This is a genomic window from Sinobacterium caligoides, assembly GCF_003752585.1.
Classification (GTDB): Bacteria; Pseudomonadota; Gammaproteobacteria; order Pseudomonadales; family Sinobacteriaceae; genus Sinobacterium; species Sinobacterium caligoides.
Window position 1 is genome coordinate 185,604 of sequence record NZ_RKHR01000004.1, and the last position, 24,696, is coordinate 210,299.

A 24,696-nucleotide genomic window follows, 5' to 3' on the forward strand; every position below is an offset into this window, starting at 1 on the left:
GACAATTTAATGCCATTCAGTACGTTATCGGGGATTATAGACACCTATTTAGCCCCTCTATTTCCCCCCTTTCCCACTGATGAACACAACAGACATCCCCCACCCGCTCTGACGACAACAAAACTATCGCCGCCAAGCTACTGATTCGGTTAAAAACATCATGCCATCACCTGTTGCCGGCGCCGCGATTTAGATAAACTCACCACCATTAAACATCTCCACACTGTCGTCCAATAGCAGTGTCGCGCCACCGCCCTGCCAGACGGCATAATCTTGGCCGTCGACAGTCGTACTACCGGCACTGACCATGACACCATCACCATCGGTGATCGCTATTGCGTGGGTATTGGCTCCATCGCTACTGGTCACGATCAAAGTATTACTGTCATCGGTGACATCGAGGATATCGGCAATGTCCATCTGCACCTTCTGCTCGGCAAAGCCTCCATTGGCCGAACGCAGCTCCAGCATCTCGATGTTATTCAGGTCCGGCATCGCCGTGTTAGAGAAGTCTAAGACATTGGCGGCGATATAACTGCCATCATGACTGAGTAGGTCTTCACCCGCCTGGTTATCGAACTGCACTCGGTCACTGCCCGCCAGCAGGTCATAGTCACTTGTGCTCTGCCCGCTCAATGTCAGGGTATCATCGCCTGCCGTCATCTCGATCACCGGCTTATCACTGACGTCGACATAGGCGCCGATCGGCGTCGACACGTCATCACCATCGTTGACTTGATACTCGATCACCCGACGACCGTTGTCCGGGTCGGTATCGTTACTATTACGGTAACTCACCGAACGCAGTGCCGCCTGATAGTGTGCCAAGGTCGCCACGCCCGTTAATGTCAGGGTACCGCTCGCAGCCTCATAGCTCGCACTGATAAAGGCGGTATCTTCGAAGTGCAAGATGTCTTCTGCACTGACTAAGCCAGAGCTAATCGTTACGGTTGCTCCGGTTAGATAACCATCGTCCGTGTCGGCAATCACCAACGTACTATGTACCGGTGTCGCAGCCGCATCTTCTTGGTAGCTCAGCTGTGCTGCCGCCGTCCAATTACCGGCATCGCCGACCACACTGCCATTCTGCCACTCTTGTACCGTCGCATTATTGCCATTGCCCGACTGATCGAGCACCGTCGAACCCGTGCCCTCATCAAAGTTCCAGTGCAGTTGCTGGTTGTTACTCACTGCCGCCGCACCATGATCGACAATCTGCTGTACCTGCAGATCGGTCAAGCCATCGCTCCACAGGGCGACATCGTCAATAGCACCCTCCATCCCATAGCGTGGTTCCCCGGCACCGGCGCCAGCTGCCGCCTCCTCCGTACTGGCATCACGCAGGCCGCCTAAGGTACCCAGGTTGGCCTGACCATTATCGGGCATAAACACCGTTGAAGCAGAGCTGCCCTCTTTGAAGCTCACATCGACCACACTGCCATCGATATACATCCGGTTAGCCGCCCCATCGACAACCACGGCGATATGATGCCATTGATCGTCAAACAGATAATCATGCCCCTTGCGGAACGACATCCATAGGTTGTTGCCATTGCCGTCGGCTGCGGTGAAGGTGAGGCTCTCATCGGCATAGTGATCGCTGAAGGCGCCGGCAATCAACTGACTGCGTCCACCCGTGGCCGAGCTACTGGCGACGGAGAAAATACCGTGATAGTTATCGTTGGGCACATCCGGCATGCGAATCCACATCGCCAAGGTGCCGGTATCCTGACCCGTAAACGCACCGACAGAAGCGTTAAAGTCGACGTAGTCCATGTAGCTACCACGGTCATCGAAGTTGATGTAGCTGCGCGAGGCGATAGTCGGGCTATCATTAGCCGCCGCGACATCGATACGCACGCTATCTTGCACGCTATAGCCACCATCGTGACTGCTGATCGACAGCGCCACCTCGCCACCATCGCCACTGTTGAAGTCATGGGCGGCACTGAAGGTCAAGCCATCGAGAGCGTTGTTTAGATCCACTAAACTCCCGTTTTCGATGGTGACCGTGTGGCTACCGTTGCCGGTGACCGCTGTCAGCCCAGCCGTCGTGGCCAACGTTAAAATACCGCTGGCCTCTGGTATCGCTAGGGTCAACGTCATCAAGCTGCTGTTGTTTGCATCGCTCAGCGTGATAGCGTTACCGTTGGCGCTACTGAACTCGAGGACATTATCCTCGACCAGTTGCTGCGTATCCGGCAAGCTGTGTGCCGGCGCATCCGCATGATTAACCTGCAGCGTCACCGTCGCCGTATCACTGAGCCCATCGGCGTCGGTCACGGTATAGGTAAAGCTATCAACACCGACATTAGCCGCCGTCGCATCAAAACTCATGGCACCATTAGCATCGACGATCAGGCTGCCGCCGGCAAAGCTCAACGCCTGCCCAACCCCGGCGTTATCGCCCATGACCGCGGTCACGGTTAACGCATCAGCACCATCAGGCTCTACATCGATACCGCTACTGGTGAATACGTTGGCCGACAGCGTCGCGCTCGCCGAGACTGAGAACGTATCATCGACAGCCTGCGGCGATTCGTTGACATCGGTGACGTTGACCGTCCACACCGCCGTGTCGACCTGACCGGCAGCATCTGTTACTTGTACATTGATAACGAAACTCTGGCGCAGCTCATAATCGATCGCAGCCGCATTCGCCACAAGCAACTCATTGCCCGTAATAACAAAGGCACCGTCAATATTGCCCGACAGCATGACGATGTTCGATTCTGGCGGCACCGGTACTGTCTGTGCACCCAGGCTCGTCGCCGCCAGCGCATCTTCACTCACGGTGTAATTCTGCTCTACCACCAGTGCAGGCTGTGCATCACCATCTGTATCGAGAACCACGAAAGGCGGTGTGACGGCGGTACCATCGTTGACTACCTGCACCTCAACCAGTGCCGGAGTGACGCCACCCTGACCATCATCCACGTTATAACTAATGACGAAATCACCGCTAAACCCTGCGGTCGGCGTCACCGTATAGGTGCCGTCACCGTGATCGGTAATGACGCCGTTGGCCATGGTGATCGTGACGTCGTCACCGCCGCCATCGCCGCCGCCATCGCCGCCACCATCACCGCCGCCATCACCGCCGCCGTCACCGCCACCATCGCCGCCGCCGTCACCGCCGCCATCACCGCCGCCGTCACCGCCGCCGTCACCGCCGCCGTCACCGCCGCCGTCACCGCCGCCGTCACCGCCGCCATCACCGCCGCCATCACCACCGCCACCGCCGATTTGCGGATTCAAGATGCCGTTTAATACATCGGCAATATTGATCGCATTGGGGTCTGCCAACATCTCTGCATTGGTCGGCAGGGTGAAACCGTTTTCACCGCTGATGGTGTGATCCGAGCTGACCATGCCGTTAACGATATTAAACACGTGCCAGTGTGAACCTGCGCCAGGGCCCTCTGGGGAGAAGCGCCAGATCAAGGTGTCACCGACATAGAGGTCGACCCTCGCCTCATCGATGCTGGCAAAGTTCCAGTTATTGGCGCTGTAATTATGGATCGAGTAATGGAAGTTGGCCTCGGCATAATTCGGTACGGTAATCGTCTCCGGACCATTACCATTGGTATCATCGACATCCTGTACCACTGTGCCATCGCCAAGTGGGTGACTCATGTCCTGATAATAGATGTGATCTAACTCTGCACTGGTCTCGGTGTTGTAGATCCACAGGTGGTTATCGAGATCGGCAGGCGTATTACCCCAGGTTAAAACAACCCGCATATCCGTGGGTAGCAATACTCCGGTAAGTGCCGTGGTACCCACATTCACCGTCTCGCCCTCGGTGACGCTGTAACTAGCCGAGATCATACCGTCTTGCTCGATGGTGACTGAGCCCTCGCCGCTGACTACCCCGGTGACCGAGTAGTTACCCGTGCCGACCGCAGAGGTGGTTGAGCTTTCGTGACCAGAATTATCACTCAAGGTCACCGTGGCATCGCCCACCGGCTGACCGTTGGTGGCGTCGAGCACCTGACCGGTAACGGTCGTCTCACTGCCCTGGTCACCGATCACCGCAGTAAGGGCATCATCCTCAACATCCGTGGCAAACTGTAGCAACCCGGCTTGGGTCAACGTATAGCTGCCATCGGTAGCGATAATCAACGGCACGGCAGAGGAGACTGCCGGCGCATCATTGACCGCGTTAACCTCCACCGCCATCGTCATCGCCACATCGTCAATACCGTCGGTGACGCTGTAGTTGAGTGCCAATGCCCCCGCGAAATGATTGTCCGGGGTCAGCTGATAGTTACCGCTTTCCAGCAGCACGACACTGCCATAATCGGCGGTCACATCACCGCTGATACTCAGCTGCGCGCCCTCGGCATCGGTGATGCCGGCCAACAGTTCTGCCACGGTAAGTTCTAACGGCGTATCTTCATCGACTGAGGCTGTCGCAGGCGTTGCCGCGGTAGGCAAGTCATTGACCTCGTTCACGGTCAAAGCGATGGTCGCTGCCGTCGTATTGAGGCCGTCGTCGACCGAGAAGTTCAAGGTCACGGCACCACTAAAATCAGGGTTAGGCACAAACTCATAGCTGCCATCTTGATTATCACTGAACACCCCGTCGCTACCAGCATAAGAGATCTCAGTAAGACTCAGCTCATCACCATCGGCATCACTGGCGCCCGACAGCAATAACGACTCTGTAATGGTAAAAGCGGAATCCTCATTCATCGTAAAGCTGTGGTCGGCAACGACAGCACTATCGTTCACCGATAGTACGGTCAACGAGATCGTCGCACTGTCTTCGGTGTTATTGCCGCCTTTTGCCGTGTACTCAAAACTAGCCGGGCCGTGGTATTCAGCCGTTGGCGTATAGAGCACATCGCCCGCACCATTAATACTGACAGTGCCGTGCGTGTCCGCCGTCGCCGTCACCGCGCTGATCGAGGCAACACCACCGTCAATGTCGATATCGTTGATTAATAGGTCCGCTGCCAGGATGGTCAGCTGGCCGTCCTCATCAACCCTGAACGGTGTCTCCGTAATCGTCTCGTCGACCACCACCAGCTCATCACCCAGGCTGACAATATCGTCAGCGGTATCGTAGTTCAGGTTGAGTGTCGTCGAGTTGACCGTCTCGCTACTATCGGGCTGTATCGTTGTTAAGAACACTTCTGCCGAGGCCGTCCGTGACAGCGTCATGTTTTGCACAACATAGTTACCGCTACTGCCCGCGGTGGTCAGTTCAAAATGGTGCACCGGTATATCGGTGGTGAACTGATAACTATCCTGATAATCACCCGACTGACGATAGCCTCCCTGTGAGCCGATCAGGCCGCCACCGTTATCATAAGCACGGATTAGCACCTCTGTTGCACTACTGCTGCTCTCATCAAAGAGTCCGCCTAAGCCATCGACGGCGAAGGTGATCTGGTTAATCGCCTCGCCCTCGATCGTCACGGTTAGTATTTCACCCTCACTGAGGCCCGTGTTGGTCTGGTTACCAATACCGTGCCCCCCGGAGCCGTCCAGATTCCAGGCGGTCAATACCCCCGACGAGACCTGAGTCGTAATCACCAGGTTGCCATCGGTATAGACGGCGGTATCGCCATTGACCACCCCCCAATCGCTAACCTGAACGGTACCATTAAAGGCACTGGTGTCAGGATTACTGTCGAAGCTACCGACCTTGATATCACGACTATCTTCCCGTACCGCATCGCCATCTGGCACAAACTGCAGCACGGTATCGACCGCGTAAGGCTGCCCCACCACGAGGTCAAGCCACGAACCATCACCCGCCTGATATTGCAGGGTGCCGTACTCAGGCAACGTATCGAGACGGATGGCCGGATCGGTCGTCGCATTACCGGTGTCGTCGTTGGCGACAATGTTATCCACCACCGAATTGACCGTCAGCAGCGCCGTGCTCGCCACCGTCGCAATGCCGTCGGTGACATCAAAATCGACGCTGAGATCACCGTTAAAGTTCTCCGGCGGCGTGATGGTATAACTGCCATCGCCATTGGCCGTCAGCGCAGCCGGTGCCGCCACCGCAAGGTTCAACACCGACAACGTGTCGTCATCGACGTCCACCGCATTGGCCAATAATTGTGCCGGGGTCAACGTGATAACGCCGCCCTCATCGATGCTGTAAGCCAAGGCCGCAACAAACTCTGGCGCGTCGTTGGTATTACTGGTGATGAGGTTAAACTGGTGGGCGACACTGGCGCCACTATCATCGGTGGCCGTCAGCTGTATCTGAATCGTGCCAACATCGTCGTTGGTCGGCGTACCGGTGAAAGTCTGCGTCTCGGCATCAAAGCTCAGCCAAGCCGGGAGTGCCCCACCGCCAAACAGTGTCGCCGTAATGGCCAAGCTATCCCCCGCATCGGCGTCGCTGAAGACGTCGACTGGCAGCACAAAGTTGAGCGCACTGTCTTCGGCAACGGTCTGCTCAGCGACCGCATTGCTGAGTACCGGTACGTCATTGGTATTGCCAATGACGATATTAAAGTCACTGTTCACCGTCTCACCAAGCGTATCGGTGGCAGTAAGACGCACAGCCAGAGTGCCCACATCGGCATTCAACGGGATGCCGGAGAAGTTAATGCCATCGAAACCGAGCCAAGCCGGCAGCGCACTGCCATCGGTGCGAGTCGCGGTCAGCGTCAGGCTGTCGCCATTATCTGTATCGGGATCACTAAAGATGCTGGTCGGCACACCGTAGCTGAAGGCCGCATCCTCCGTCGCCAGCAGATCACTCATCGCCACCGCCACCACCGGTGCCTGGTTGACGTTGCTGATGTTAATGATAAAGCTGGTGTTGACGCTCGCTCCGGCGCTGTCGGTAGCAATCACACGGACATTGACCGCGCCACTGTCATCCCCGCCCGGTGTCCCGCTAAAGGTGGCACTGGCGGCATCAAAACTCAACCAGCCCGGCAGCGAATCGCCGTTACTCAGTTCGGCGCTGAGGGTGAGGCTATCGCCAACATCCGCATCGGCAAAGGTGTCGGCAGCGAGGGTATAACTAAAGGCAGCCCCCTCATTCACCGCGCCATTGACGGCGACGTTAGCGACCACTGGACCGTCGTTAGTGTTAATGACCGTCAAGTTGAAATCGGCATGGGCCGTCTCACCGAGACTATCGGTGGCGGTCACCCGCAGATTCGACACGCCAACATCGGCATTGGTGGGCGTGCCGGTAAAGTTGCTGCCATCAAAGCTGAGCCAGGCGGGCAGCGCACTGCCGTCGGCATGCGTCGCCGTCAACGTCAGACTGTCGCCGTTATCACTATCGGCATCGCTGAAAATATTACTCGGTACGGTATAGCTAAAGGCTGCATCCTCTGTTGTTGGCAGGTTGCTCATCGCCACCGCCACCACCGGTGCCTGGTTGACGTTGCTGACGCTGATAATAAAGCTGGTGTTGGCGCTAGCCCCGGCACTGTCGGTAGCGATCACACGGACATTGACCGCGCCGCTGTCATCCATACCCGGCGTACCACTAAAGAAACCACCGCCCGCGTTGAAGCTCAGCCAAGACGGCAGTGGGTCACCATTACTCAGCTCGGCACTGAGAGTGAGGTTATCGCCAACATCCGCATCGACGAAGGTGTCTGCCGCTAGGGTGTAGCTGAAAGCCTCTCCCTCACTCACGAGCCCATCGAGGGCAGCATTAGCCACTACGGGGCCGTCGTTAGTATTAATAACCGTCAAGTTGAAGTCGGCATGCGCCGCCTCGCCGAGACTATCGGTGGCGGTCACCCGCAGATTCGATACACCAACATCGGCATTGGTGGGCGTGCCGGTAAAATTGCTGCCATCAAAGCTGAGCCAGGCGGGCAGCGCGCTGCCATCGTCATGCGTCGCCGTCAACGTCAGGCTATCACCGTTATCACTATCGGCATCGCTGAAGATGTTACTCGGTACGGTATAGCTAAAGGCCGCATCCTCCGTCGTCGGCAGATCGCTCATCGCTATCGCCACCACCGGTGCCTGGTTAACGTTGCTGACGCTGATAATAAAGCTGGTGTTGGCGCTTGCTCCGGCACTGTCGGTAGCGGTAACGCGGACATTGACCGCGCCGCTGTCATCCATGCCCGGTGCTCCGCTAAAGGCGCCGCTGCCCGCATTGAAGCTCAGCCAGGCCGGTAGTGGGTCACCGTTACTGAGCTCGGCGCTGAGGGTGAGGCTATCGCCGGCATCTGCATCAGTAAAGGTATCGGCTGCGAGGGTATAGGTGAAGACACCGCCTTCATCGACCAAGCCATCGACCGCGACGTTAGCGACCACTGGACCGTCGTTAGTATTAATGACCGTCAAGTTGAAGTCGGCGTGTGCCGTCTCACCGAGGCTATCGGTGGCGGTCACCCGCAGATTCGATACGCCGACATCGGCATTGGTGGGCGTACCGGTAAAGTTACTGCCATCAAAGTTGAGCCAGGCGGGCAACGCGCTGCCGTCGGCATGCGTCGCCGTCAACGTCAGACTGTCGCCGTTATCGCTATCGGCATCGCTGAAGATGTTACTCGGTACGGTATAACTGAATACCGCATCCTCCGTCGTCGGCAGGTTGCTCATCGCCACCGCCACCACCGGAGCCTGGTTAACGTTGCTGACGCTGATGATGAAGCTGGTGTTGACGCTCGCCCCGGCGTTGTCGGTGGCCGTGACGCGAACATTAACCGCGCCGCTATCATCCATGCCCGGCGTACCGCTAAAGGCGCTACTGTCGGCATTAAAACTCAGCCAAGCAGGCAGCGGGTCACCGTTACTCAGCTCGGCACTGAGGGTGAGGCTATCGCCGGCATCGACATCGGAAAAAGTATCGGCGGCAAGAATATAGCTGAAGGCACTTCCCTCGCTCACCAAGCCATCGACGGCGACATTGGCCACCACGGGGACGTCGTTGGTGTTAACGACCGTCAGAGTAAAGTCTGCGTGCACCATCTCGCCAAAACTATCCGAAGCAATCACTCGGAGGTTCAGCACGCCGACATCATCGTTTGCCGGTATACCCGAGAAACTATTGCCGTCAAAGCTCAGCCAGGCGGGCAACGGACTGCCGTCAGACTGTATCGCTGTCAGCGTCAAACTGTCCTGATTATCGAAATCGGCATCGGTAAAGGTGTTTGCTGGAATGGTATAGCTAAACGCCGCCTCCTCGGAGACCAAGGTATTACTGATGGCGACCGCCACTGTCGGCGCTTGGTTGGTATTATTCACCGTCAGCGTAAACTCACTGTCGACACTCGCTCCGCTGTCATCCGTCGCGGTGACTCGAATCTCGTAGCTGCCGCTATCATCGCTGCCTGGTGTACCGGTAAACTCGCCCGTGCCCGCATTAAAGCTCAGCCAGCTAGGTAGCGCTTCGCCATCCGATGATGCCGCACTGATCACCAGCGTATCACCGGTATCGGCGTCGCTGAAGGTATCCGCCGGCAAGGTATAGCTAAAAGTCCCCCCCTCTGCCACGCTGCCATCGACGGTCGCATTCGCCAGCACCGGCGCGTCGTTGACAGAATTGACGGTTAAATCAATCGTCGCTGGGACGGTGACGGTACCATCGCTGACACTGTAGCTAATTTCTAGTTCGCCATGGAAACCGCTGGCCGGGGTGATGGTATAGGTGCCATCACCATTATCCACAATGACACCGTTAGCCATGGTGACCTCGGTGATGCCGTTGCCACCGCCTTCTCCGCCACCCTCACCGTTGCCGCCACCTTCGCCATTACCGCCACCCTCTCCGTTGCCACCGCCTTCGCCATTACCGCCACCCTCTCCGTTGCCACCGCCTTCGCCGCCACCATTAATCAGCTCGGCGATATTAATGGCCGCTGGATTGACGGCGATCTCGGCCCCCGTGGGTAAGGTAAAAGCGTTAGAGCCGCCGGCGCTGTTGTCGGCCAACAAATAGCCATCGACGACATTAAAGACATTCCAGTAGGCGCCATTGATACCCTCCGGTATCTGAGGACTAAAGCGCTGCACATGCATTTCGCCGACATAGAGGTCGACCTCCACCTGATCGGTTTCGGGGAACAACCAGGTATTATCCGAGTAATTATGCACGGCGTAATGGAAGTTGGCCTCGGCGTAGTTGGGGATGGAGATCGTCTCTGGGCCGTTGCCGTTCGTGTCGTCGACATCCAACTGCACGACATCATCGCCGAGGTTGTAATTCATATCTTGATAGTAAATACGATCGAGCTGCGCCCCACTCTCGAGATCAAAGATCCACAGGTGGTTATCCAAGTCGGCAGGCGAGTTGCCCCAGGTGAGCACGACCCGCATATCGGTCACATCCATCGCCTCTGAGAGTGCCGTCGTACCACCGTCGACGGTCTCGCCCTCGGTCACGGTATAGGTTGAGGAGATCATGCCATCGACGGCGATACTCACCACCCCCTCGCCAGAAACCAAGCCCGACACGGTATAGGCACCGTTAGCCGCTGAGGTGGAGGTACTCTCATTCCCCGCCTCATCATTCAGCGTGATCACGGCACCGGCGACCGGCTGCCCCGCCGAGGCATCTAACACCTGTCCACTGACGACAGTCAGGCTGCCCTGCGGACCGATCACCGCCGTCAGGGTATCCCCCACATCGACGTCGGAGGCAAATGCCAACAGCTCTGCCTGGGTCAGCGTCAGCGAAGTGTCTTCATCCATGCTCAACACCAGATCGGCTGTGACCACAGGGTCATCATTGGTGTTGGTGGCATCGAGGTTAAAGTGGCTGCTGACACTGGCACCACTGGCATCGGTCGCCATCACCTGCACGGCAATCGTGCCTACATCGTCGTTCAGCGGGGTACCCGAGAAAGTCTGAGTCGCGCTATCAAAGCTCAACCAAGTCGGCAGTGCCGTTCCACCAACAAGCGTTGCTGTTAGGGTTAAATTATCACCGGCATCGACATCATCGAAGGTATCCGCTGGCACCACAAAGGAAAAGGCGCTGTCCTCGGCCACCGTCTGTGCCGTCAGGCTATTGAGCACTACCGGTGCATCGTTGACGTTATCGATGACGATGGTGAAGTCAGCCGAGACCGTCTCGGCAAAGCTATCCGTCGCGGTCACCCGAACATTCAGCGTGCCGATATCATCGTTGAGCGGCTTACCCATAAAGCTCTGACCATCAAAGCTGAGCCAGGCCGGCAACGCACTGCCATCAACCTGCGTCGCGGTTAACGTCAAGGTATCGGCGTTGTCGAAGTCCGCATCGTCAAAGGTATTAGCCGGCACGCTGTAGGTGAAATTAATATCTTCCGTGGCCAGGCTGTTACTGAGCGGCTGCGATACCGTCGGCGACTGATTGACGTTATCGACATCGAGGGTAAAGCTGCTGCTAGTACTGGCACCGCTCTCGTCGGTGGCCGTTACCCGGATCGCATAGCTACCACTGGCATCATTGTCTGGCGTGCCGCTGAAGGTGGCCGTCGCAGCATCAAAGCTCAACCAGCTCGGCAGCGCCGCGCCAGTCACCAGGGCTGCACTCAGCGTCAGACTATCGCCGACATCGACATCGCTGAAGGTGTCCGCCGCCAAGGTGTAACTAAAGGGCTCCGTCTCATTGACCTCACCATCGACGGTGACCTGGCTCACCACCGGTCCGTCATTGGTATTCAACACGGTGAGTGTGAAATCGTTATGTATCGTCGCGCCCTGCATATCGGTGGCCGTTACCCGCACCACTAAACTACCGACATCCTCATTGCGCGCCACACCGCTAAAGCTATTTGTTAGGGCATTAAAGCTGAGCCAAGTTGGCAGCGCCGAACCGTCCACTCTGGTCGCAGTCAACACAGCATTGCCATCGCTGATATCGACATCGGTAAAGCTGCCCGTCGGGATGGTGTAGTTAAACGCAGCATCCTCATCGGTCACCGAATTCACTAACACACCGCCAACTACGGGGCCGTCGTTGCTGCCGATGATCGTCAGGTTAAAGGTCTGCTCGACCGCACCGCCTCGACCATCGACTAGGTCGAAGCTCAAGGTGATCTCTGCCTGTTCGGCGACGGCGAGTGATTGGTAGTAAGACAGTGCAATATCGACGGAGTGACCATCGTCGGCTAACGAGATAGCCGCGACGTTACCCGCGAGGATAAAGAAATTATCCAGCACCAGCGCATCACCATCCTCATCGTCACTGCCGACGGCGAGATCGTAGTGCAAGATCGCTGCGCTATCCTCGCCCACAGGCGCCGGGATCAACGGCAATTCGATCGTCGGCACATCGTTGATGTCCTGTAGGCTCACTAACAGGTTCGCCGTCACATCGACGGTGCCATCGCTTGCCTGAACCACCACGAGATGCTCTTCACTGTCCTCGAAGTTAAGGTCGCTGTTCGCGGCCACCGTCACCGCACCACTCGCTGGATCGATCACAAAGCGCCCGCCGGCATCGTTACTCAGGCTCAGGGTGACGGTATCACCATCGACATCCACCACACTCACTTGGGCCACGAGTGTACCTTCGACGCTGTTCTCATCGACCTCTTCCGGCACGAGAGTGAGCACAGGGTCGTCGTTGACATTGGCAACACTGAGCAGCACCTGCACGGGCACGTTAGGCATCAGCGGATCGCCATCGCTGACGGCATAGTGAACGACAATATCGCCGAAGAAATCGGCCACTGGAGTAATCTGCCAGTTGCCGTCAGGGAGTCGCGTCGCACTGCCCTGGACGCTATCGAGTGTCATCTCGACGGCTTCAAGGGTGTCAAAATCGACATCACTGGCGGTGCTGAGTAACAGCTCCTGGCTGAGCGTGATCGGCGTATCTTCGACGGCATCCGTGCTGATATTGTCACTCACCACCGGCGAATCGTTAACGGCCACCACCTCAACCGTAAAGCCAATCGAGGTCGACGTAGTCAGCGCCGTCAATGCCTCAACACTGGTAGCCGTCACCGCCATCGCAAAGCTACCATTATAATTGAGCGGCGTATCAATGCTGAGCTTGTCCAGTGTCAGCGCCTTGATGTCGATCTGCTCCCCCTGGCTACTGAAGGTATAGCTCTCATCGCCATCGGTGATCACCGTCCCCACAGGCGCGCCGGACATCATCAGCGACTGCAGGCTCTCCGAGCCGTCGAGGTCATTCAAGCTGACACTGAGATCCAGTTCGACGCCTTCATCCTCGGCGCCACTGATGGTCATATCGCCAGCGGCGATGGCGTTCTCAAGGGCCAGGCTCGGCGTATCGGTCACCGGCGTAAACTCTACCGTGTGCGAGGTCAGCACCTGCTCCTCACCATCGCTGACGTAGTACTCGAGTGTCGCGGTGCCCCCCCAGCTCGGCTGTGGCTGCAGATACCAACTACCGTTGCCGTTATCGATCAACACCACATCACCGCCGATGACCGACAGCGCGACCACCTGCAGCACATCGCCCACATCGACGTCCGACGAGGTTGCGAGCAGCTCCTCCTCAGTCAACAGTACCGTATTCTCCTCTTCGCTGATCACCATCGCCACCGGCCCAAAGACCACCGGCGTATCGTTGGTATTCACGATCTCCAACTCAAACCTTGCCGCCGCCGTTTCACCGAGACGATCCGTCGCTAACACCTGCAGGTACAGCACGCCGACATCATCATTCTCCGGTACCCCAAAGAAACTCTCCGTCGTCGCATCAAAGCTTAACCAGGCCGGTAGCGGCCGACCATCGGTGCGGCTGGCGCTCATCACCAGGACATCGTGGGCGTCAATATCATCAAAGACGGCGGCACTCAATGTGAACGAGTAAGGCGCATCCTCAAGTGTCGCCTGCGCCGCAACGGGGGTTTCTAACTCTGGAACATGATTGCCTTCCACGTCGACGAATAACGTCGCCGTATCGGTGCCGCCATCGCCGTCATCAACCTGCACCTCAACGGCATAAGACTCCGGCACGGCGATCGCCAAGCCAGTCCGGCTGGCCTGGAACAAGGTGCCAATCTCGTCGTCACGGAGCGCGCTATTATGCAGCGTAAAGTCATCCAACAAGCCTTCAAAACTCCCACCGCCATCGGCCCCCTGACCGATCAGATTACCGGTACGTGCCACCATCTCCGGCACCGCCATCGCATCGACGAGGGTAGTCTCACCACTGCCCAGTGCCGTACGCACGACATCACCGCTGATGCTATCCGTCAACGGTTGCGCATTTTTGTAAAGCACCACCGTGCCATCGATATCGATGCTCGCGGCAAACTGCGCCCACTGCCCCTGCGTGATAGCATCCTCCGCAACGAGTTGATAGCGATAACCCGCCGACGTCACCTCGAAGGCGAGATCAGCGCCGTCGCCACTGCGGCCGAAGCTAATATTGTTACTCTCCGGGCCATTACCGAAATCCATCAAGCGCTGATCGCCCAACGCCGCCAGGTTGGAGAAGTTGGCCCAGGTGGTCACCGTCATCGGACCCCCGCTGGTCAGCAGCTCTCCCTGATTAACACCCAGTGATGCGGTTGCGCCGTCAAAGCTCAGCACGCTGCCACGGACGGCATCTTGTGTCACCGCGGCAGCACTTAGGCTGACGTCATGACGGTGGCCGCTCATGTCAAAATTCGCCTCCGCACCGCGCTGATCGCTGAAGGTCAGTGCGAGTGCCAGGCTGGCGTGGTTATAATCCGCCAAGCCCTGGCGCCCAAAGTCGGCACTCTCATCGACGCTCAGCACACCGCTCTGCTCGCCGATGGTAAAGTAGCCGCCAGCACCATCGGTGAGTGAGTATACCAATGAGCCACTGTCGCTATCAGCGGCATTAAAGGTACCCAGCACAGTCGCTGCCGGTTGGTAGATACCAATATCGACACTGCTCGGGCCACTCAATACCGGCGCGTCGTTGACGTTTAGAATCTGCAGGGCAAAGGCACCGCTCGCTGTCGCACCACCCTGGTCTTCAGCCGTGACGACAATATCGAGGGTGCCGGTATCGGCATCTTCCGGTACGCCACGGAAGGTCTGTGTCGCACTGTTAAAGTTCAGCCAAGCAGGCAGTGGCTCGCCCGTCGACAACATCGCGGTCAACGTCAGCTGATCACCGACATCAATATCGCTGAAAGTATCATCCGGCAAACGGTATTCAAACAGCTGGTCTTCACTGGCACTGCCGTCGGTAATGGCCTGCTGTAACAGTGGTGCATCGTTCGCCGGATCGACCTGCACATCGACATACAACTGATTACTACTGACGCTATCGCCATCGCTCACCGTGGCCTCGATAAAGACTCTAAAGCTCGGCGCGGTATCCGCGACCGGTGTCAGGGTAATCGCCGTGCTATCCCATGCGCTAATATCAATGCGCTGTTGATTACCGATGGAGCTGACGCTATTAACGCCATCGGCAACCACCACCCCTAACGGTACCCCCGTTAAAATTAAACTAGCCACTTCCGAGCTATCGATAAGCGCAGCGTTAATATCGAGCCCCACCGCACCGTCTTCATCGATAGTAATCGCCGCGCTACTCTGTACCGAAACATTGATCGTGCCGATACTCTCCGACTGGCCATCGCTAACAGTGTAGGTATAGCTATCCTCACCGATGAAACCGTCATCAGCAAGATAGCTAAAGCTACCGTCAGCATTGTCCGTTACCGTACCGTGTTGTGCCTGAGTAAAGCCGGTAATCGTCAACGTGTCATCATCGCCATCAAAGGCCTGCGCCAGCACATTAGCGGTAGTAAGGCTCTGCTGATCGGTGCGCATCGCATAGTCTTGTGTCGCCAGCATCGGCGACCAATTATCGGTCTGCACGGATACAACAAAGTCGGTCTGCGAGTTCTGTGCGGCGACACCAATGCCACCAGCAGACAAACTACTACCAAAGTCATAACTATCGCGTACCGCACCGCCGACGATGATCGAGGCAAGGCTGCCGTCGATGTCGACAGTGAAATCTAATGCTGTTTCACTGCTAATGTCACTATCGACACTGCCTGCACTACGATCAATGCGCACCCCATCGACATATTCCTGCAAGCGCCAGGATTGTCCATCGACACTCATCGCGGCCATTTTATAGTTAGCGCTATCGACGTAGTCGAAAATCACCGCACCGTGCTCGGAGGCACCGATATCGTGCGTCGTCACCTGAGCATCAATCTGATAGTGATCACCAAGAGCGCCCTGGTAGTCCATCAACATAATGCCCCGGTTGCCGGCGCCATGGCCCGAGCTATCGACACTGAATTGATCGCCGTGCACCGACCACTGCTCAGCCACGGCGGTGTAACCCTGTGCCGTGCCGCTGCTCTCAAAACCGTCGAAGCTGAAGTGCTCTATGTGTGTGAAGTTAATCAACGCGCTATCACCGCCACCGAGATCGATCACGGCAACACCGGTCGCAAAGTCCACACTGGCATCAGCGCTACGGTAGTGACTGAGGTCGATACGATTGAGGCCGCCACCACCATCGATGGAATAGCTACCACCGGCCTGTAATTCACTGAGACTGAAGCGGTCATCAAAAGCCGAGCCAACGACACTATCAACCTGGTAGAGTGCCTGCCCCGCCCCCATATCCTGTAGCCCCGAGTTCAGCTCAAACACCACGCCTGAGGCAGCATTAGAGAAATCCTGCGCCGCCTGTACCACCGGTATCGGCGACGCCATATCGTAAACTTGCACGCTGAGTTGTGCCGTCTCTGCCTGCGCCGTGATGCTCGCCACGGCAGTTGTGTTAATCGCACTCGCCCCATCACTAACCTGATACGTTAGAGCGATATCGCCGTTAAAGTCCGCCTCAGGAGTCAACGACCAACCTCCGCTCTCGAGTTGCTGTAATACACCCTGTGCCGCCGACAAATTCACTACGGTCAAGGTATCGAGGACGTCTACATCACTGACATGCGCGAGCAACTCTGCACTGCTGATCATCAACACACCGTCTTCGAAACCGACTAACACAGGCGGCTGACCATCTACCACAGGATCATCGTTAGTGTTGGCGACCTGAATAGAAAATCCTAGGGAGGCCGCTGCGAAAGCACTATCGATCGCCTGCACTAAGACATCGATATCACCGACATCGTCGTTGCCTGGCGTGCCGCTAAAGCGACCTGTCACCGCATCAAAACTCAACCAGTCGGGGAGCGGCCGGCCATCGCTAAGGCTGGCTCGCAGGGTCAAGCTATCACCACTATCCGGATCACTGAACAGCTCCGCCGGCAGTTGATAATCAAAATCATCATCCTCGTAGGCTTGTTGGCTCGCCACCACTCCCTCTACGATGGGGGCGCTGTTGGCATTAGCGACAGTCAGCGTAAACGTCGACTGCGCCGTACTCCCGCCCTCGTCGGTGACCACCATCCGTACTTCATAGTCACCCACCGCGTCATTATCCGGCATGCCGCTGAGCAGGCCACTGAAGGCATCCACACTCAACCAGCTTGGCAGCGCAGAGCCATCGGCGAGGCTGGCGCTGTAACGCAGTTCATCGCCGTCATCGAGGCTGACAAAACTGCCCTCCGGCGGCACAAAACTAAACGCCTGCCCCTCGATAGCCTGTTGATCAACCAGAGACTGCTGTAACAGTGGTGCGCTATCGGCATCTTCCACCACCAGTGAGAAATCGAGATAGCTCGTCCGGCCCTGATTATTTTCTGCCTGCACCCGAATCGCTAGCGTGCCACTGTCAGGCTCCTGGGGGGTGCCACTAAAGCGCCCTGTGATTGGATCGAAACTCAACCACGCCGGTAGTGCCGAACCATTATTCAACGTCGCCGAAAGTGCCACCCCGCCCTTGTGACTAAAGAGGTTATTTGCCAGCACAAACTCGAAGGGCAGTAACTCTTCTGCGCTCTGCGCTGCAATGGCATCGTTAACACTGGGCGCGCCTGAAGGGTTGGCGATATTAATCAAAAATTCGCTCGTTGCCATACTGCCAGAACCATCGCTGGCCGTCACCGCAACGGCAATGTTACCGATATCGGCCTCTCTCGGCGTGCCGCTAAAGGTCCCGCTCTCGGCATCAAACTGCAGCCACTTCGGTAGTGCGCCACCCCCAACCAGCGTCGCTTGATACTGCAGGGCATCACCATCGGGGTCGTAGAAGGTGTTCTCTGCCACCACAAAACTAAAGGCATTATCCTCGACACCGCGCTGATCCAATAGACGATTATCGACGATTACCGCATCATTCACATCGGCAACATGCAGGCTAAAGTCACTGCTCACACTCTGGCCACTGGCATCTGTCGCCGTCACCCGTATTGCCACATCACCGACGGCCTGATTATCGGGGGTACCACTGAGTACACCGGTCAGCGGGTTAAACTGCAGCCAACTCGGCAGCATGCCGCCCTCGAGAGTACCGATAGAGAGCGACATCGAATCACCGCCGTCGACGTCGGTAAAGTATTGCTCAGCGAGATTTAAGCTGTATGGCTGATCCTGTAGCGCCGACTGCGGACCAATCACCTGGCTCACCACCGGCGCTTGATTGACGTTTTCAATGGCGATAATAAAGTCGCTAAACCCTGTCGCCCCACCGCTATCCGTTGCGGTAAGACGAATCGCGAGCTCGCCCACACTGGCGTTGTCGGGCGTGCCACTAAAAGTGTTATTTTGTGCATCAAAATACAGCCAAGGCGGTAACAGACTACCGTCGAGCTGGGTCGCCGAGAGGGTAAAACTGTCGCCGCTGTCGGCATCGACAAAGGCATCCGCCGCCAAGCTATAACTAAAGCTGGCTCCCTCCAACCACTGCTGGGTAGGAATCATCGTCCCTACCGCTGGCGCAACATTGCTGTCAGTCACCGTCAGCACAAAGCCAGTACTCACCGAGGCGCCGCCGGCATCACTGGCGACAACTAACAAGCCAAGGCTCCCTAAATCATCGCCGCTAGGCACACCGCTGAAGCTGCCGCTACTGGCATCAAAGTGCAGCCAACCCGGCAGGGCACCACCGTCACTGGTGGTCACGCTATAACTCAGCGTATCTGCCACCCCCTGTAGATCGACATCAGTATCGGCAAAGGCATCGGCGGGCAGTTGATAACTAAACGCCGCCCCCTCCGCCGCGATGGCATCAGCAATCCCCTCTAACACCTCCGGTGCATCGTTGCTGTTACTCACACGCAGGGTAAAACTACTGCTGACGGAGGCACCTGCGCTATCGTGTGCGGTTAACACAATCGGCCATTCACCGACATCGTCATTGCTCGGCGTGCCACTCAACTCTCCAGTGGCAGCATCTAAGCTGAGCCAAGCCGGTAGCGGCCGACCATCAGCATCTCGCGCGCTATAGGTGAGGACATCGAGAGCGTCCTGATCGACAAAGGTCTCAGCGGGCGGCGTAAAGCTGAAACTGACATCCTCCGTCGCCTGTAGATCCGTCATCGGTTGATTCACCGTCGGCGCGTCGTTACTACCGGTAATCTGCAGGCTAAAACTCGACGACACCGTCTCACCCGCCCCGTCCTGAGCAACAACGACAATCGCCAAGCTACCGACATCGGCATTGCCCGGCGTACCACTAAAACGGCCACTGCCGACATCAAACTGCAGCCAACTCGGCAGTGGCTCACCGCTGGCGAGGCTTGCACGTAAGCTGAGACTATCGCCGCTATCGGCATCGTCGAAGGTCGCCGACGGCAGCGTCCAATCAAACGGTTCATCTTCACGCACCGCCGCATCGGCAATGGCCAGAGTGACTGTCGGCGCGTCGTTAACATCGCCGATATGCAGTGAGAAGGGGCTTTGCACCGTCAGACCGTCGCTATCGGTAGCCGTGGCAAGCAACGCTAAGCTGCCAACATCTTCGTTGCCCGGCCGCCCCTTGAGCGTCAGCGTGCGCGCGTCAAACGACAGCCACGGTGGCAGTGTTGAACCATCGGCAAGACTGACCGAATAAGACAGGCTGTCGCCGATATCCTGCTCCTGAAAAGCGCTACTCGACAAGACGAAGCTGAAGCCACTGCCCTGCTGTAGCGGCTGATCTGTAATCGCCTCGCCCAATATCGGCGCACTATTCACATCGGCTATCTGTAATAAGAAGTCCGTTGCCGTCGTGAAACCATCGCTGTCTTCTGCCGTGAGCCTGATCGCCACGTCGCCAACATCGGCATTGTCCGGCGTCCCATTAAACGTACGGTTTGCCGTATCAAACTGTAACCAGTCCGGTAGCGCGCTGCCGTCACTCTGCGTGGCAGTGATATTCAGCACCTCACCATCGACCACATCCTTAAAGGTCGACGAGGGCACCCTGAACTCGTACGCCTCACCCTCCGAGACCTGTTGATGGTCGATGGCCTCAAACACCTCCGGCGCCTCACTGCTAGTCGCTACCGTCAGGGTAAAGCCCTGCTGTACGCTCTCACCCTCGCTATCGGTGGCCAATAAGACAATCGCAAGCGCACCATTGGCGCCCTCCGGCGCCGTACCGCGCAGACAACCATGATCCTCATCGTAATAGAGCCAATCCGGCAGCGGCGAGCCATCGGCAAGGCTGGCAGTGATCTTGATGTCGCCACCTGCATCACTAAATAACGTTGTCGTCTGCAGCGAGAACACCGCCCCTTCAGCCACGCTCTGCGCGCTCACCTGCTCTGCAATCGCCGGGGCTTGGTTCAGCACCGCCACCTTGATCGCAAAGTCGACGCTGACACTATCACCGGTGGTATCGGTGGCGACCACCCGTACCGCCACCGCGCCACCATCGGCGCTGCTCGGCGTACCGCTAAAGGTAGCGCTAACAGGGTCGAAGTTCAGCCAGACGGGTAACGCCGCCCCCTCGGGGGTGGTTGCACTGAGTGTCAAGCTATCGCCCTGGTCGAGGTCGGCAAAGCTATTCGCCGACAACGCATAATGGAAGGCAAACGACTCGGTCGCCACCTGTGCATCGGGGATTACTGCAACGGTCGGTCCCTCGTTGCTCGCCTCGACGACAATCCCCAGTGGCGTGCTGGCCGCCTGTCCCATACCATCGGTGGCGGTCACCAGCACCGGCCAGAGCCCTTCATCGCCATTCAGCGGCGTACCACTGAGCACGGCAGTATCAGCATCGAACAGCAACCAGGCAGGCATCGCACTGCCGTCGAGCATCGCCACACTGAAAGTTAAACTGTCACCATCGGCATCACTAAACGCCTGCTGGTTAATGTGGTACTCAAAGCCCACTCCCTCACTGCCCTGTACCGCCACCAAGGTTTCGACGACCGTCGGGCTATCATTGCCGCCGATGAAGCTGACCTGCGCCTCGGCTTCGACATCAAGGGTCTCGGTGCCGCCGTCACTGAGCAGGTAATCGATGACTAGGTTACCGTCAAAGTTGGTCGGTGCCACAATCGACCAGTCCCCGTTTGGCAGCTGCGTCGCGGTAAACCCTGCCGGTACCGTCAGACTGTGCGCCGTGATCGTCGAGCCGGCATCCGGATCGCTGGCATTGGCGGTCAACTCGGCCTGGGTCAGTACCAGTGTTACATCTTCCTCGGCGCTAAACTGCACCGGCTCACCCGCCTCGATGCGGTCGGCGCTGCCCAGCACCTGCACCTCGAGGGCCTGGTTCACCAAGTGGGTATCGCCGTTTGGCGCTACCGACCAAGCGTTAATCTGCAAATCAAAATCACCGGCAAAATTAGCCGGCGGCGTCAGCGTCAAGTTCGCCAGCTGCAGCGCTGTTATATCGGCACTGCCGTCGTCGCCGACCAGCAGTGTGACACTGCCATCGTCGATCAGCGTGCCCTTGGGCAGATTCGCCAGGCCAAAGGTCAACTGCTCTACACTGTCATTGGCCGTTGCGTTAAGCGACAGGCTGAAACTGCCATCTTCCGCCACCTGTAGCGCCGTTACCGCATCGCTGACAGCATTCTCTCCCTGGGCGTTAATCGTGAGCATCACCGGGTCAGCAACGGCGGTAACATCGACGGTGGCGGTGGCCGGAATCAAGGACACACCATCGCTAATCTCGAAACTCAACTGCGCATCACCGGTAAAGTTCAGTGCCGGCGTCAGCACCCAGCCTGCCGCGGCGGAAGCAATCGCGCCCTGTGCCGTCGGCACGCTGATATTGACAATACTCAGCGAGTCACCTTCAGCATCCGTGGTATTACCCAGCAGCTGCGCCTCGGTGAGAAGCAACGGTTGATCCTCTGTGGTGCTGCCCTGGATCACACCCACAACCTCAGGCGCCTCGTTCACATCGAGAATATTCACGCTGATCTGAGAGGTCATATCCGTAGTCGTGGCATAACCATCGGTTAGACTAAAACCAATCGTCAGCTCGCCGTGAAAGCCCGGCTTCGGCGTCACCTGCCAATCACCGTTAGGCAGCAGCTCTAAAGTCGCCTGACTGGGATCGACCTGCAGGTGAGTCGCCAGCAACAAGCCGCCATTGGCCGCGCTAGAGCCGGCCGTCAGCTGTGCCTGAGTAAGAATAAAGGGGCCGCCCTCTCCACCTTCTGCAGACAGCTCAGCCGCCGCCGTCGGAGCACGGCTCGCCGGCTGCATATCCACTTCAAATTGACGCTGCGCCACACTGCTATCACCACTCAAGTCGGTGCTAGTAGCCTCGACCGTGACGGTGAAGTCATCAACCCAAGCCGCGGGTGGGGTGACACGAATTTCGCTACCATGTAAGCCGTCTAAGCTCACCGCCGCGCCGGTGACGACTACACTATCGACACCGTCATCGATCACCGTACCCAACGGTAACCCGAGCAATTGAATACTGCTGATCGCCTCGCTGCTATCGACACTCTGAGCACTGATATCAAGCGTGAAGAAGCCATCTTCCGCCACCTTTAACGCGCCTTCACGCGCGTTGTTCTCCTGCCCAGCCTGATCCATTAGCGTCAACGTCAGCACTGCAGCATCGGCGGTGTCGACCACTGCTAACTCCGCCTCCGCCTCAACCGACTGCTCACCATCGGTAATCTGGTAAGCGATCGTCACCGGACCACCGTAATGCTGCGCCGGGGTAATGACCCAGCCCCCCTCAACAGCTACCACACTGCCAATCTCAGGGGCCACCGTCACATTTTCTACCCGCATCGCCGGGCCACTACCGGCATCACTAGCGCGCGCCAATAGCTGCTGTTCCGTCACCAGCAACGCCGTATCCTCCAACACGGAAGGCAAGGTCACTACACCGTCGACGACAGGGCTATCATTGCCGTCGATGAGGTCGATAACCAAGGTATGCTGCACCGTCAAACCACTGCTGACAGCTTCGATGACCAGGGTGAACTGCGGCTGACTCTCGAAGTCGATGACGCTCCGGTCGACGACACGCAGCTCGCCGGTAACCGCATCAATAGCAAAGGCCCCGAGCTCATTACCGGCGGCGATTCCATAACTAACTGCGTCGCCATCTTCATCGACGGCCAACAACGTCGTCACCCGATTCGCCTGCGCCACGACGGTAGGGCTCAACGACTCGCCATCGGCGCTCTCGTCGATCGCTAAACGCGTCACCGGGCTGATAAACATCGCCGCCTCATCGACGTTACGTAGACCGAGGTTAAAGGCCTGCACCACCGAGGAGCCTGTGTGCAAGTCGGCAACCTGAACCGTCAGTGCATAAGCTGGCATCGCCTCAAAATCAATCAGTCTGCTATCGGCAACAATGATCTCGCCACTCTCGGCATCCACCCTAAAGGCCTTACTACCTGCGCCGCTGAGACTGTAGTGCAGCGGATTAACTGAGGCCGAGTAGACCGCCACGCGACCCACTACATCGCCATTGCTGATGCTCTCGAGGGCCAGCGGTGAATCGATCGCGATAATTTTTGGCGGCAACATAGGTGTCGCCAATTCTGCCCGATCTTCCGTGGCGACATACTCCGCACGCTGTACGGGTGACTGCGCCCCCTCCGCTGCTGACAACGTAATCGGCTCGTCAGTGGTGACACCACGCTGATACTCTGCGATCGTCAACGGCGAGCTATCATCGACCACGTTCTGCGTGTATTCACTGTTAATCAATGAGCCAAAGCGATCGTTCAGCTCCGCCCGTGTCGGTGCTCGCTCACTCCTCACGGCAGCTGCATCGGCCACCACCTCAGCCTCCGCTGCGGCTTCGGGGCTAGCCACCTGCTCGGCCTCCTGTCCCTGTGGCGATTCAGGTGATTGTTTGGCGAGGTCGATTAAGCGCGGATCATTCAATAACTGCTGGGCGGTCAGCAAACCATCGGCGAGCATAATCTTGGTCACCAGCAAACCACCGGCCGAGAAAAAGCCAGCCAGCACCACCTGCTGATTATTGGCGTCAATCACGACCAGTGCATCATCAACCCGCTCTAGGCGAACCTCATCAAAAGTCCCCCCTAGCCGTGTCAGCCACTCACCGGGCTGCACCTGATAGCGCTCACCCTCGTTGAGTTCGACAATCTTGGTCTTTCCGTCTTGCGATGAAACGGCAATACGTAACATAAGCAGTTCTCACAGTGATAGTACCCCTACCACTGCCCTGCATAGATCAATCCACAAGCCTACAACGCAACAAAGCGCCAGAAGACTTTAGCAATTAAAAAAATAAGTGATTTTCGAAAAACGACAAAAAACAAACGGCTTGCCGCGGGTATATTTTAATCGTCTGATCATAGAAGATAATATTGGCTCAGCTCGCAGCTGCGATGACACGCCTGCGCTGCTGAAAGCAGCATTAACAAGTGACGGTTGAAGGGCTCAGCTGAGCGAATCTAAAACCTTAAACCTTGCCAAAAAGAGCCAGATAATAGGATTTGCATAATGCGATGCAAAATAGTTAGGCATTTTGCATGTATATCACAA

The 24,696-nt window shown here is 57.3% G+C and carries 1 protein-coding gene; it reads right to left on the bottom strand.

The annotated features are described in order from the left end of the window. Window positions 1-189 precede the first annotated feature (189 nt). The gene (locus tag EDC56_RS07610) at window positions 190-24,336 is read right to left on the bottom strand and encodes a putative Ig domain-containing protein (protein WP_123711954.1); all 24,147 of its coding nucleotides are present in this window, start codon (window positions 24,334-24,336) and stop codon (window positions 190-192) included. Window positions 24,337-24,696: the final 360 nt, after the last annotated feature.